Annotated in this window: 12 protein-coding genes; 7 read left to right on the top strand and 5 right to left on the bottom strand. The window is 48.0% G+C overall.

Annotation, left to right across the window (positions count from 1 at the left end):
* Positions 1–58 precede the first annotated feature (58 nt).
* From MKY41_RS11865 to MKY41_RS11850, 4 genes are all read right to left on the bottom strand, one after another.
* Complete coding sequence (locus MKY41_RS11865) at positions 59–742, bottom strand: response regulator (RefSeq protein WP_340745213.1); 684 nt, start codon at positions 740–742, stop codon at positions 59–61.
* Entirely contained in the window at positions 743–2,353 is a 1,611-nt protein-coding gene (locus tag MKY41_RS11860; protein WP_340745212.1) for a sensor histidine kinase, read from the bottom strand.
* Between the two features lie 301 nt (positions 2,354–2,654).
* Complete coding sequence (locus MKY41_RS11855; protein ID WP_340745211.1) at positions 2,655–3,755, bottom strand: isocitrate/isopropylmalate dehydrogenase family protein; 1,101 nt, start codon at positions 3,753–3,755, stop codon at positions 2,655–2,657.
* A 153-nt stretch (positions 3,756–3,908) separates the two neighbouring features.
* Positions 3,909–4,784 carry a LysR family transcriptional regulator gene (locus tag MKY41_RS11850; protein ID WP_340745210.1) on the bottom strand — a complete coding sequence of 292 codons (876 nt, stop codon included), beginning with the start codon at positions 4,782–4,784 and terminating at the stop codon, positions 3,909–3,911.
* 148 nt (positions 4,785–4,932) lie between these two features.
* Between MKY41_RS11850 and MKY41_RS11845 the strand changes: the two genes are divergently transcribed.
* The 7 genes from MKY41_RS11845 to MKY41_RS11815 are packed head-to-tail and all read left to right on the top strand — an operon-like array spanning position 4,933 to position 12,091.
* On the top strand, positions 4,933–5,625 hold the full coding sequence (locus MKY41_RS11845) for an aspartate/glutamate racemase family protein (RefSeq protein ID WP_340745209.1): 693 nt from the start codon (positions 4,933–4,935) through the stop codon (positions 5,623–5,625).
* A complete protein-coding gene (locus MKY41_RS11840) occupies positions 5,612–7,054 on the top strand; it encodes an aldehyde dehydrogenase family protein (RefSeq protein WP_340745208.1) in 1,443 nt (480 codons plus the stop codon). Before MKY41_RS11845 ends, MKY41_RS11840 begins: the two co-directional genes overlap by 14 nt.
* 13 nt (positions 7,055–7,067) lie before the next feature.
* Positions 7,068–8,273 (top strand): iron-containing alcohol dehydrogenase, encoded by a 1,206-nt coding sequence (locus tag MKY41_RS11835; protein WP_340745207.1) that lies wholly within the window; start codon positions 7,068–7,070, stop codon positions 8,271–8,273.
* Entirely contained in the window at positions 8,270–9,034 is a 765-nt protein-coding gene (locus tag MKY41_RS11830; RefSeq protein WP_340745206.1) for an SDR family NAD(P)-dependent oxidoreductase, read from the top strand. The genes MKY41_RS11835 and MKY41_RS11830 overlap by 4 nt, the downstream gene beginning before the upstream one ends.
* Before the next feature lie 57 nt (positions 9,035–9,091).
* On the top strand, positions 9,092–10,099 hold the full coding sequence (locus tag MKY41_RS11825) for a quinone oxidoreductase family protein (protein ID WP_340745205.1): 1,008 nt from the start codon (positions 9,092–9,094) through the stop codon (positions 10,097–10,099).
* Between the two features lie 34 nt (positions 10,100–10,133).
* Positions 10,134–11,222 carry an Ldh family oxidoreductase gene (locus MKY41_RS11820; protein WP_340745204.1) on the top strand — a complete coding sequence of 363 codons (1,089 nt, stop codon included), beginning with the start codon at positions 10,134–10,136 and terminating at the stop codon, positions 11,220–11,222.
* Between the two features lie 35 nt (positions 11,223–11,257).
* A complete protein-coding gene (locus MKY41_RS11815) occupies positions 11,258–12,091 on the top strand; it encodes a sugar phosphate isomerase/epimerase family protein (protein ID WP_340745203.1) in 834 nt (277 codons plus the stop codon).
* A 39-nt stretch (positions 12,092–12,130) separates the two neighbouring features.
* On the opposite strand, the gene MKY41_RS11810 is transcribed toward MKY41_RS11815, so the two are convergent.
* Entirely contained in the window at positions 12,131–13,012 is an 882-nt protein-coding gene (locus MKY41_RS11810; RefSeq protein WP_340745202.1) for an SDR family oxidoreductase, read from the bottom strand.
* Positions 13,013–13,078: the final 66 nt, after the last annotated feature.

Below are 13,078 nucleotides of genomic sequence, written 5' to 3'. Positions count from 1 at the left end.
GGCGACAAAAATATGTCGCCTGTTCCATGTGGATTGCTTTCCTAATAATCCTTACACTCTATATCTTGCGATAGAGCCGTTCCGGTCTACCGACTTGGCCATAAGCCAACTCCGCTGCAATGGTCCCCTGTGACACCATATATTCCAGGTAGCGGCGTGCTGTTGTCCGGCTGAGACCGATTTGCTTTCCGAAGCTTTCGGCGGTAATTCCATCTAGTCTGAATGTAGAAATTTTCTCTTGCACTTTCTGAAGAGTGAGCGGATCGATGCCTTTAGGGATGCTCTGCTCCTGTTCGATGCTCTCTCGTACGCCTTGTAGTAACAGGTCGACGCTCTCTTGAGTGATGGGATCAGTGGAGGTGAGTTGCTGTCGATACTCCGCGTACTTTCGCATTGTAGTCTCAAAACGGTCATATAAGAAGGGCTTGATGATATAATCGATGACTCCTCCTCGGATGGCTTCTTGGACGGTTTCCATCTCCTGCGCAGCCGTAATCAGAATGATATCCACATCGCGGAAATGTTTGCGCAGATGCCAAATGATGTCCAGCCCATTGCCGTCTGGGAAATAGACATCCAGGAGAACGAGATCGGGCCGTAGTTTCGGCAACACTTCCAATGCTTCTTGTACACTGGAAGACACTCCACACACTTCAAAGCCTTCTATTTTCTCCGTATACTTTTTATTTATTTTGGCAACACGATAGTCATCTTCGATAATGAGCACCCGAATGGTTTCCATTTAAACTCCTCCTTTTGGAATGACAACCAGGAAAGCGAGACCCCCCAGTTCACTTTCGGATATTGTAATATAGCCATTCAAGTATTGTACGGCTTGGTCCACCAAGAATAATCCATGCCCCCGGTCCTTCCCATGTTTTGTACTGAATCCTCTAGTGAACAGCAAATCTTGTTCATCCATGGAAAGTCCAGCTCCCGAATCTTCAATTTCAAAAATAAAGTCATTGCCAAGATCGGTCATGAATAGACGGACTTCCCTCCGTGAAGCACCGGAATCGAGAACTGCTTCAAATGCGTTATCCAATAGGTTTCCAAGGATGGTGACCAGCTTTTCCCTCTGGATATGCGAGGGGAGGTCCCGCAAGCTGCTATCCTTGTCGATGACGAAATCGACTTGCAGCTCATGGGACCGGTTATATTTGCCAAGCAAGATGGCGCTAATCAGCTTGTCTGGTACGGAGTCAAGCAGGAACTGGATGAGTTCTTGATAATCATTGGCCTCTTTGTTGATAACGTCCAATGCTTCTTGATAGGATTTTAATTGGATTAAACCTGAAATGGTGTACAGTTTATTCGCGTATTCATGGGTTTGAGAGCGCAGTACCCCGGCGTATTGTTGCACTTGGGACAACTCTCCGGACAATTGCTCGATATCCGTTTTTTTCCGGAAGCTGGCAACGACGCCGGTAATCTTACCCTTCGTCAAAATTGGCACCCGGCTGACGATGATCGGATTATCGTTGATAATGATTTCTTGGTTGTATTGATGTTTGCCATCCCGCAAAACATCCAATAATTTGGTTTCAGGCAATAGCTCGAGAATATGGCTTTGTGGAATATCCTCCCTAGGCTTAATATTCAGTATCTTGTAAGCGGCTTCATTTATAGTTGAAATAAATCCTTTATCATTGATCGCTATAATGCCTTCGTGTACGGACTCCAAAATAGCACTTCTTTCTTGGTAGAGACGGCCAATCTGCTTGGGCTCCAGACCGAAGATCGCCCGTTTCACTTCTTTTGATATTAGATATGCGCCGATAATAGAAATTCCAAGGAACATGAAGATGAGAAGAATGACTTGGTCTTCGTATTGCTGCGCCATCTCATCCACTGCCGTGTCTAAAAAGCCGACGGAGACAATCCCGACAATTTGGCCATCCTCATTGAATATCGGAACTTTTCCTCGAATAGAAGGTCCGAGAGTTCCTTCCGATTTCGATATGTACGACTTCCCTTCATGCAATGCAACGTAATTATCCCCGCCGACCATCGTCTGTCCAATTTTCTCTTCATCCGGATGGGAATAGCGTATGCTGTCTTTGTTTCCAACAACGACAAACTCAGCGCCTGATTTCAACCGGATTTCATGTGCCAATGGCTGGATAATTTCGGATGGATTTTGCGCATCCAACGCCGATCTGATAGCGGGCATAGAAGCGACTGCCTCCGCCACGCTCAATGCTCTTTTTCCGATCTGTTCCTCTACCGACCGGGTCATAATGGAGTTGAATGAAGTGCCTAATACGGTGATTACGATAAGAAAAAGGCCCATAATCAATAAGGCAAGCTTTGTTTGTAAAGACACTGTAGTTATGCGTTTCCATAATTGCATTTTAAACACCTTGATTTCAAACCGACTATAATGGGACAGTCCTGCTTATTTCATTGCTAGAGTAATTCGTCCTATAGCAATACTTTGCCGTTGTCTTCTATTATGTCGCTATATATTCAATTATGCAACACGATTTCCCAAGGGCATCGCCTCGTTCGAAACAGTACCAATTTAAAACAGTATAACAAAAGAACTGAAATAAAGGGGAAGATAAAATCCCAAAAAGTCCTGAAATTTACAAGTTCAATTGTAAATTCAGGACTCACTTCCTGGTTTTTTCAGTAGGTTTTTAGAGAAACTATCAAAAAGTATTGATAGTTGTCCTGTTTGTTGTGTTTCCTTGCATCCTTTCGGAAATTGCTTTCGCAAATTCGGAAGTTGAGGCGCTGCCTTTCAGATCTCTCGTTTTAATACCATCTGCTAGAGAGCGGTAGAGACCTTCTTCAACCATTCTGCCCATTTCTTGAAGTCTAGTATCGCCATGTTTCTCGGCGAGCCATTCCATTAACATGACTGTCGACAGCATCATGCCGATCGGATTGCCAATGTTTAACCCGGCAATATCCGGTGCGGACCCATGAGCGGCCTGCGCCATTGCCAGATTGTCATTGGAATTGATGGAAGGGGCCAACCCCAGACTTCCCACCAGTTCCCCCGAGAGATCGGAAAGGATATCGCCGTACATATTTTCCGTTACAATCACATCGAAGTCCCGCGCGCGGCGCACCAAGTGGGCCGCCATTGCATCAATATGGTAGTCATCGACTGTGACTTCTGGATAATGTTCCGCCACTTCCCGGCAAACATTCAAGAACAATCCAGTACTCAAACGAAGGACATTGGCTTTGTGGACAATTGTCACTTTTTTTCGACGCTGCATCGCCATTTTAAACGCAGCATGGGCGATGCGCTCTGCCGCTTTCCGTGTAAACACGCCTGACGTCACGACGACATCTTCTGTTATCTGCCATTCCCCATGACCGCTGTACATATTGCGGTCCGCATAAAAGCCTTCTGTGTTTTCGCGGAAGATGACGAGATCCGCTTCTCCGACCACGCTTTTAATGCCCGGCATAGTCTTGGCCGGCCGGATATTGGCATACAGATCCAAAGAATGCCGAAGGGCCCCGCTCGGATTCAGTTTCACTTTGTGTTCAGGGGGATAAGCGGCGGAATCATGCGGTCCTAAAATCCATCCATGTGTATCCTTCAAATTTTCTATGGTGATTTCAGGAAGGGGATCGCCATGTTGTTCGATGCTTTCCCACCCCATCGGAAGGTCAATCCATTCTACACCAACGCCGGTTTTCTGGGCGGCCTTCTGAAAAACTTCCACAGTCGCATCGACAATTTCGGGTCCGATCCCATCCCCGCGCAATACCCCTATACGATAATTGCCCAATCTGCATCATCCTTTACATTTGTTGTAGTTTCCTGCATCCCGTTAACTTGGGGCGGTATGGCTATAGTACATAATGTAGTCGTAACACAGGGATAAGTAAAATATTTATTTTAAATAGGTTTTGATTCATTTTTTCTATTTCTATTTTATTAGTCATTTGCCTTGTTCCGTGTCGTAACGGTTTTTGATAAACTCAACGAACTTCTTTACCATGGACAGTTCGAGAAGTTCTTCACGATATAGCAGCCGGGTTTTCCAAATGATCGGTGATCCGCTGCTGTCTGTTAAGATACCTTTTTCTAAATGCTTGTTTTTTTCAAGGGCAATGCTGGGGGCGATGCAATAGCCCAGGCCATTGAGGACCATTCTTTTTGCAATTTCCACATTATCGACGTTCATATTGCTGACTGGAGGCTTTGAGAAATTATCTTTCCACCATTTATCAATGAGCAATTCCAATGCCGGGTCTGTCTGGTAACTGATTCTTCGCATGGAAGGGAGGTATTGAATATCAACGTTATGTACGGAAAGTATTGAAATGGTCTCCTTGGAAATGGTGAACTCCTCATCGGGGGCATGAAGGTCTCCACGCACGATCCCGATATGAGCATCTTGTTTGTAGACAGATTGGACGACATCTGCATTCACGCCTGTGTTTACATGAAAATCAACTTGCGGAAATCTCTCATTGAACTCTTTCAGAATTTGAGGCAATTCATAGAAAGCATAGGTCCTAGAAACGCTTAACCGTAAAGTGCCCCGTACTTCGTTTCCTTTATTCCATAAGACTTCTTTCATGTCACGCTGTTGTTGGAGCATGTCTTTGGCATACTGGACGAGCAATTCACCTTGTTCCGTGAAGTCCACCCCTCTTCTTCCTCTGAAAAATAGTTTGATATTAAATTCCTTTTCTATTTGTTGGAGGCGATAGGTCAAAGTGGGCTGTGAGATGTACAGTCGCTCTGCTGCCTTCGTAATATTTTTCTCCTCATAAACTTTTGTTAATATAGTCCAATCTTTTTGATTCAATCTGATTCCTCCTTAAAGAAATAGAAAATATCTATCGAAAATAATAAAAAATAAATATTTTACTAATTTCTATCACTATAATACATTTAACTTACAGAAGATACCTATCTTCAAAATTATTTTCTTTACGAAGACAGGAGGCGCAGATTTGGCGGCACAACAGTATCAAATCGCACTTATCCACGCAACTATGAACTCGGTCCAACCCATTTTGGAAGCGTTTGGTGAACATGCTCCCGAGATGACTTTAGTGAATTTCATGGATGAGAGTCTGATTTTTGAATTGAATGAAACAAAACGGGTCACTAAAGGTATGATCCGGCGATTGATGAATTTAGCGGAAAAAGCGGCTGCCCATGAAGTCGATGGAATTCTATTAACTTGCTCATCATTCACTCCGGCGGTTGCGGAAATCCGCCACTTGTTCAATGTTCCGATGCTCAGTGCTGATTTAAGTATGCTCGAGAAAGCTGTGGACCTGGGAAGCCGGATTGGCGTCATTGCAACAGTCGAAGCGGCAGGTCCGACGACGACAAGGCTATTGGAAGGAATTGCAGCGGAACGGCAAAAGTCGGTACAGATCGAAACTATAGTCATTCCGGAAGCTTTCCAAGCATTGCAAAATCGAAATCCAGCACAGCATGATGAATTGATTACCCGAAAAGCGGAGGAGTTATCATTGGACTGCGATGTCATTGTTTTCGCACAGTTTTCGATGGCCCGCGCAGTCAAGGGGATCCAAGGCAAAACCAAGCCGATACTGACAAGCCCTGAAACAAGCGTAAAAGCGATTGTCCAGGAAATAACGAAAAAGGAGGCCGCTTTACATGATCTTTACTGATGCCATGCAGGTCGCTTCCCTGATTGAAGGGGAACCGATAAAGAAGGAAAGATGGATTGATGTTGTGAATCCGTTCAACGGCGAAGTTGTCGGGAAAGTAAGTCTTGCCTCTGCAGAAGATGCAGAACAAGCGATTGAGTCGGCGTATCAAGCCTTCCATCGAACGATGAAAACGATGCCAGCTTACAGACGATCGGATATTTTGCGGAAAACGGCGGAATTGCTGGAGGAACGTACAGAGGAGTTTGCTCAAATCCTAGTGTTGGAAGCGGGAAAGCCCATCCGGGACGGAAGGTCGGAAGTGGGAAGGGCTGTGCAAGTCCTGCGTTTCGCCGCAGATGAAGCTAAAAAAATCGGTGGGGAACTTGTTCCGATGGATGCGGCGGTCGGTGGCGAAAATCGGATTGGAATGGTCCGCAGGCGGCCGATTGGGGTCATTTCCGCCATCACTCCATTCAATTTCCCGCTGAATTTAGCGCTGCATAAGATTGCGCCGGCCATTGCGGCAGGAAACACGGTTGTATTGAAACCGGCGGGCAAAACGCCGTTGTCCGCCTACAAACTGGTGAAGCTATTTGAAGAGGCGGGACTGCCGAAAGGGGCCCTAAACTTGATCATCGGCAACGGTTCGGAAGTGGGCGACCTATTAGTGTCTCATCCCCATATTAGCAAAATTACTTTTACGGGAAGTCCGTCGGTCGGGATTGGACTTCGCCAAAAAGCTGGTTTAAAGAGAGTGACGCTGGAATTGGGTTCGAACTCGCCGAACATCCTATTCGACGATGCGGATAGCAAGGCAGCCGCGAAAGGACTCGTGAAAGGGGCCTTTGCTTTCTCGGGACAAGTTTGCATCTCGGCACAGCGGATTTATGTGCAAAAGGGGATTTACCAACAGTTTTTGGATGAATACGTTGCGTTAGTGAACGACCTGGTCATCGGAGACCCAGCGGAAGAATCGACGGATATCGGGCCGATGATCACTGAAGAGGAAGCCGTTCGTGCCCATAGCTGGATACAAGAAGCTGTCAAGGCGGGCGCGAGTGTGGCAACAGGAGGAAAACGGAAAGGCACGATGCTTGAACCGACTATCATGGTGGATGTGACGCAGGATATGAAAATAGTATGCGAGGAGACATTTGCACCGATTGTTTCAGTCATCCCATTTGAAACGGAAGAAGAAGTGATCGCCATGGCAAATGATTCGGTATTCGGGCTGCAGGCCGGCGTTTTCACGAATGATATCAATCGTGCCATGCGATTGGCGGATGCCCTTGAAACAGGGGGCGTCTGGATTAACGAAACATCCACCTATCGCCAGGATAATTACCCGTACGGGGGGATCAAAAACAGCGGAGTCGGCAGAGAAGGCGTCAAATATGCCATGGAGGACATGACGGAAATCAAATTCGTCGGCATAAAATTAGGTTGAGGAGGAACAGGGAATGGGTATTGCATATTTTCGCACGGCAGGGACGCTCCTGACAGGAACAGGGTCGGTGACAGCAATCGGTGAACAAGCAGTATTATTAAAAGCGAGCAAAGTGGCCCTCATCACAGACAAGATCATCCGGGAGACAGGTTTGCTGTCCAAGGTGATGACCCCGCTTGCCGCTGTCGGTCTTCAAGCGGATATCATCGATGACGTAGTACCTGAACCACCTTTTGAAAATCTTGAAATGCTTGCCGCTAAACTGACAGGTAAAGGTTACGACCTTCTCATAGGGGTAGGGGGCGGAAGTGCGCTCGACGTTACGAAAGTGCTGGCGGTCATGTTGACGAATGACGAAGACGTTAGAGAGTTCATTGGAATTGAAAAAGTGAAAAAACCGGGAATTCCTACCATCTTAGTGCCGACCACTGCAGGAACCGGATCGGAAGTGACGTATAATGCCATTTTCACCGATACACGGGATAGTGTGAAAAAGGGGATTGTCAGTCCATACTTGCTTCCGACGGTGGCCATCGTGGATGCTGAACTAACCCTTACCGTTCCGCCGACCGTTACAGCAGCTACAGGTATGGACGCACTGGTCCATGCCGTGGAATCCTACACCGCCATCCGTGCGGGGGAGTTGACGGATGGCATTGCCCTGCAAGCGATAAAGTTAATTTCCCGTTCGCTACGGAGAGCTGTATATAACGGAAATGATTTGAAAGCCCGTGAAGATATGTCGATGGGCAGCCTGCTCGCAGGAATTTCCCTTGGGAATGCGGGAGTTGGTGCAGTCCATGCGCTAGCCTATCCTCTCGGCGGGAAATTCAACGTTCCGCATGGGGTAGCCAACTCCCTATTACTTCCGTTTGTCATGAAGTATAACGTGGTGGCAGACTTGGAGAAATTTGCTGAAGTGGCGAAAGCGATGGGGGAAAACGTGTCTGGCCTGTCACTGCGGGAAGCGGCCGAACGTGCAGTGACGGCATTGGCCCAGTTGTCCCAAGATGTCGGAATTCCTTCCAACCTGAAAGAAGTAGGGGTGCAAGCTACGGATCTGCCAGCGTTGGCAGAAGAGGCAAGCAAAGTGGACCGGCTTCTCCAAAATAATCCACGCTGGCTCACAGCGAATGAGATTTTGAAAATTTATGACGAGGCATATGGAGAAGAGGGGGAATCAGTAAACTCCCCAATGTCCGAGGAGGTCCATGCATGAGTTATTTTTCCGAGATGAAGTCAAAAAAGGTGATGGTTGTCGGAGGAAGCAAAGGGATCGGAAAAAATATTGCTCTTGCTTTTGCCAAATTGGGATCGGATGTCATCATTACAGGCAGAAATGAACGCGATCTGCAAGAAGCGACAGAGGGACTAAGGCAATTTAACCCACGGTGCACGTATGCATCCGCTGATATACAGGATGTCCAACAAATTTATAAAATGATCGACTTTGCATACGAGCAGTTCGGTTATTTGGACGTATTGGTCAATAATGCAGGGATCAATATTGCCAAGCCCTCGTTGGAAGTGACAGAGGATGATTGGGATCGGGTGCTCGACACCAATTTGAAAGGGACGTTCTTCAGCGCGCAGCGGGTCGGAAAATATATGATCGAGCAAGGACGGCCGGGGAGAATCATTAATATCGTCTCCCAGATGGCATTTGTCGGCTATATCAAACGTGCGGCATACTGCTCTAGCAAAGGCGGGGCTGTGCAGCTGACCAAAGCACTGGCTGTTGAATGGGCGAGCCATAATATAAAAGTTAATGCGGTGGCGCCTACCTTCATTGAAACAGACTTTACAAAAACGATGTTTGAAGACGAGGATTTTTATCAAGACGTCTTACGCCGCATTCCACTCGGTTCGTTGGCGAAACCGGATGATGTCACCGGAGCTGTTTTATTCCTAGCCTCTGATTTGGCGAATTTTATTACAGGTGAAACGATCCGCGTGGATGGAGGATGGACTGCGATATAAGGGAGAGATGCCGTAGGGAAGAAGGCACTCCCATCATATAAAAAGGCGGCGATTTAAATGAAGGCAATTATTGTGCCTCAATTCGGCGGTCCGGAGGCATTAATCTATACGGAAATGGATCAGCCGCAGGCAGGGCCGGGTCAGGTGCTTATCAAGGTGAAGGCCTGTAGTTTGAATTTCAGTGACGTAAAGATTAGGAAGGGATCAAAAGAGACTGGAAAAATCCCCTATGTGCCGGGAATTGACGCTGCCGGCATCGTGGCAGGATGGGGAGAAGGGGTCACCGATTTTTTTATAGGGCAAAGGGTGCTCGCTTTCCCGGTAGGTGGGTCTTATGCGGAATATGCCGTCGCCCCTGCCAATCTGACATTCCCCATTCCCTACGCTGTTGACTTTTTGACTGCGGCTGCAGCGCCTATCGTTTCATTTACGGCATATAAGCTTCTTTCAGATGTCGCATCTATCCAACCCGGGGAAACTGTCCTAGTCCATGCGGCGGGCGGGGGAATCGGGACGACCGCCATTCAGTTAGCAAAGATGATGGGGGCTGGAAAGGTGATTGGCACAATAAGCCAGGAAGAAAAAAGAGAGGTAGTACGGCAAGCAGGAGCAGATGACGTCATCAACCGGGAAGCAGAGAATTTCGCGGAAAAAACGCTCGTTAGCACAGACGGAAGAGGGGTGGATATTATCTTGGATTCCATGGCCGGTGACGTGACGGAAAAAAGTTTGGATTGCCTTGCAAAGTTCGGTCGGCTGGTCCAGTTCGGCAATGCAGGCGGGAGAGCGGGCATGATTCGTTCATCGGCCCTGCATGCAAGTTGCCGGTCGGTGCGTGGTTTTAGTTTCAGCACCCTAAGGAAGTATAGGCCGCATGCGGTAAAGCCGATTGCGGAGAAGGTCATTCCCCTGTTGGAGAAGAAGCGGTTGCAAATGATCGTCGGCCATATGTTTGCGTTGGCTGATGCTGCCAAAGGGCATGTTTTAATGGAGAGCAGAAAGAGTACAGGGAAGATTATATTGATACCACCCGGTTCGGAGTTGGAGAAACTGTTGCAAGCGTGAAACAATCACTTGTAAATGAAATGGAGGGAATTGAATGGCGGACACACTAATAATGAAAGTGGATCCTGGCACTTTGACAAGCATCGCTGCCCGGCTTTTCGAAGCGGGAGGTTTGAGAAAGGATGATGCTTCTGTAGTAGCTCACGATTTAGTGGCAGCCAATTTACGGGGGCTGGATTCCCATGGGATCTCCCGCATACCGATGTATTTGGAGAGAATTGAGCACGGGGTAGTGAATCCGAAACCGGATATTACAGTGCAAAACGTATTTCCGGCAGTTTCGCTTGTCGATGGCGACGACGGGATGGGATTTCTAGCAGGCCACCGGGCTATAGAGGAAGCCGTTGCACTGGCGGAGAAAAATGGTATCGGCCTCGTAGGCGTGAGACGCAGCACCCATTATGGCATGGCGGCTCTTTATGTGAAGGATGCCATCAAAAAAGGGTATCTATCTCTTGCATATACAAACTCCTCACCGGCGCTGCCAGTATGGGGCTCACGTACCGCATTCCTCGGTGCCAGCCCTTTTGCAGCCGGCGTACCGGGAGGGAAGGAAGAGGTACCCTATGTATTGGATATGGCCATGACCGTAATTGCACGCGGGAAAATCCGCTTAGCCGCGACACATGGCGAATCCATTGCATCCGGTTTGGCGTTGGACAAGGAGGGGGCCCCGACCACGGATGCGGCAAAAGCCTTTGAAGGCGTCTGCCTGCCGTTCGGCGGAGCAAAAGGATCGGCTTTGGCGATGCTCATGGATCTTCTTGCCGGCGTTTTGACCGGAGCGAACTACGGAGGTGATGTGAAAAGCCTGTATTTCGATCATTCAGAGCCGCAAAACGTGGGCCATCTGTTTATTGCCATCCGTCCGGACTTGTTTGTATCGAAAGATGAATTTGAACATCGAATGGACACATTCGTCAAACGAGCCAAAGCATTGCCAAAAGCACAAGGGTTTGAAGAGATTTTAATTCCAGGGGAGCCGGAGGAGAACACGGCAGTCGAGCGCCTGGAAACAGGCATCCCATTAACGGAGGAAGTTATTCAGACGCTTCAGGAGACGGGCACGAAATATGGGGTGGATATAGCGGGCATCCTGCGGGAAGGCGCCTTGCATTCTTAAATTCTTGTCAGATTAGGTTGGAAAGGAAGAGAGAGATGAAGTTGGCATACCCCGTTTTAACAGAAGAAACAGTAAAGCCGCTGCTGGGGTTCAAAGGAGACACGAAGCAAATCTTAGCCCAGTTGGCGGAGATCGGCTATTCCGGAGTTGAACTGCTCGTTCGAAATCCAGAAGAAATCGATATCGTAGGCATTTCCAGGCTACTTCAGCAATTGAATCTTCAAGTGGCGGCAGTCGGAACCGGGCCGGTTGTCAGCGATGATCAAATGACATTTACGGATGGAAACGCGGAAACAAGAGCAATGGCTGTGAAGCGGGCGAAAAAAATAGTGGAATTCACTGCGCAATTTGATTCCATAGTCAGCATTGGAAAGTTAAGGGGAGAGATTGACGACAAGCATTCAGAACAATCCTGGCTGTGGATGCGGGAAGGGCTGGAGCAAGTGTGTGAAGTCGCGGAGAAGCTCGGGGTCAAAGTGGCTTTGGAACCTCAAAGCCATCTTGCGATGAATAATCTGAACACAACCTCATCCGCCCTATTGTTCGCGGAATCTTTGCAGTTGCCCAACCTCAACCTCATGCTGGATACGTATCATATGGAAGTGGAAGGTGAGTTCGACAAGGCGAGCTTTGAACAGGCCCGTGAGTGGATGATCTATCTTCACGTAGCGGACAGTGACCGTCTGGCGCCGGGAAAAGGGAGATTTCACTTCGAGGAACTAATTCAAACCTTGCAATCAATTTCGTACAAAGGGTTCATTACTCCAGAAATTGATCAGAAACACGATAGTTATTATACAGCGAAAGAGGCTTTTGAGTTTTTAAGGGAAAAGATAGAGCTTGCCAGAACCCCTGCCGAAAATATATGAAAACCCCGAAAGCCGCCGCTTCCGGGGTCCAATCCAGGATTAGGATCCCACATAATCCCCGCCATCGACATGAATCGTTTGCCCGGTCATGTAGCTGGAGTCATTGGAGGCTAAAAACACATAGGCCGGTGCATTTTCCGCCGGCTGGCCACGCCGTTTGACCGGTGTATCCCCGCCGTGCTGCTCGACCTTCTTGGCATCGAAAGTGGCCGGGATGAGCGGTGTCCAAATCGGGCCGGGTGCAACTGCGTTGACCCGGATTTTCTTCTCGGCCAAGTTCAAGGCAAGGGAGCGAGTGAAAGAGGTGATCGCTCCCTTTGTCGCGGAATAATCGATCAATCCTGGCGAGCCGTTATACGCCGTGATGGATGATGTGTTGACGATCGTATCACCTTCTGTCATCTGCGCCACTGCCGCTTTCGTCATATAAAACAGTCCGAAAAAGTTTGTCTCGAATGTCTCCCGCATTTGATCGGCCGATATGTCCGCAATGTCCTTCTGCGGAAACTGCTTGCCCGCGTTGTTGACGAGTATGTGGAGATGTCCCCACTCATCGATGACCTTCTGGACCAACTCCTCGCAATTTTCCTCTTCGCTAATATCCGTTTGAATCTTCATCGCTTTTCCGCCGTGCTTTTGAATCAATTCCACCGTTTTATCAGCATCGACTTCTTCGGCTTCATCCAAATAGGCGATGGCGACATTGGCGCCTTCCTTCGCATATGCAACCGCGACGGCACGTCCGATTCCACTATCCCCGCCAGTAATCAACGCATTTTTCCCTTTTAATTTATTCGACCCTTTGTAATTTTCATCTTCATAAATCGGCTCGGGCGTCATCTCTGCTTCCACACCGGGCTGCTGCTCCTGCGTTTGCGGCGTCACTGCTTTGTCGATTTTTTCGTATTTGTTTTCAGACAATGTAAGTTCCTCCTTCGTAGCTGTCACTAGTAAAAATGTTCCCCAACTGACGGGGAATAAACGGAT

The organism is Sporosarcina sp. FSL W7-1349, from assembly GCF_038003045.1.
Taxonomy (GTDB): Bacteria; Bacillota; Bacilli; order Bacillales_A; family Planococcaceae; genus Sporosarcina.
The sequence above is the reverse complement of the archived record's forward strand: the minus strand, read 5'-3'. Positions and strand labels throughout refer to the sequence as shown.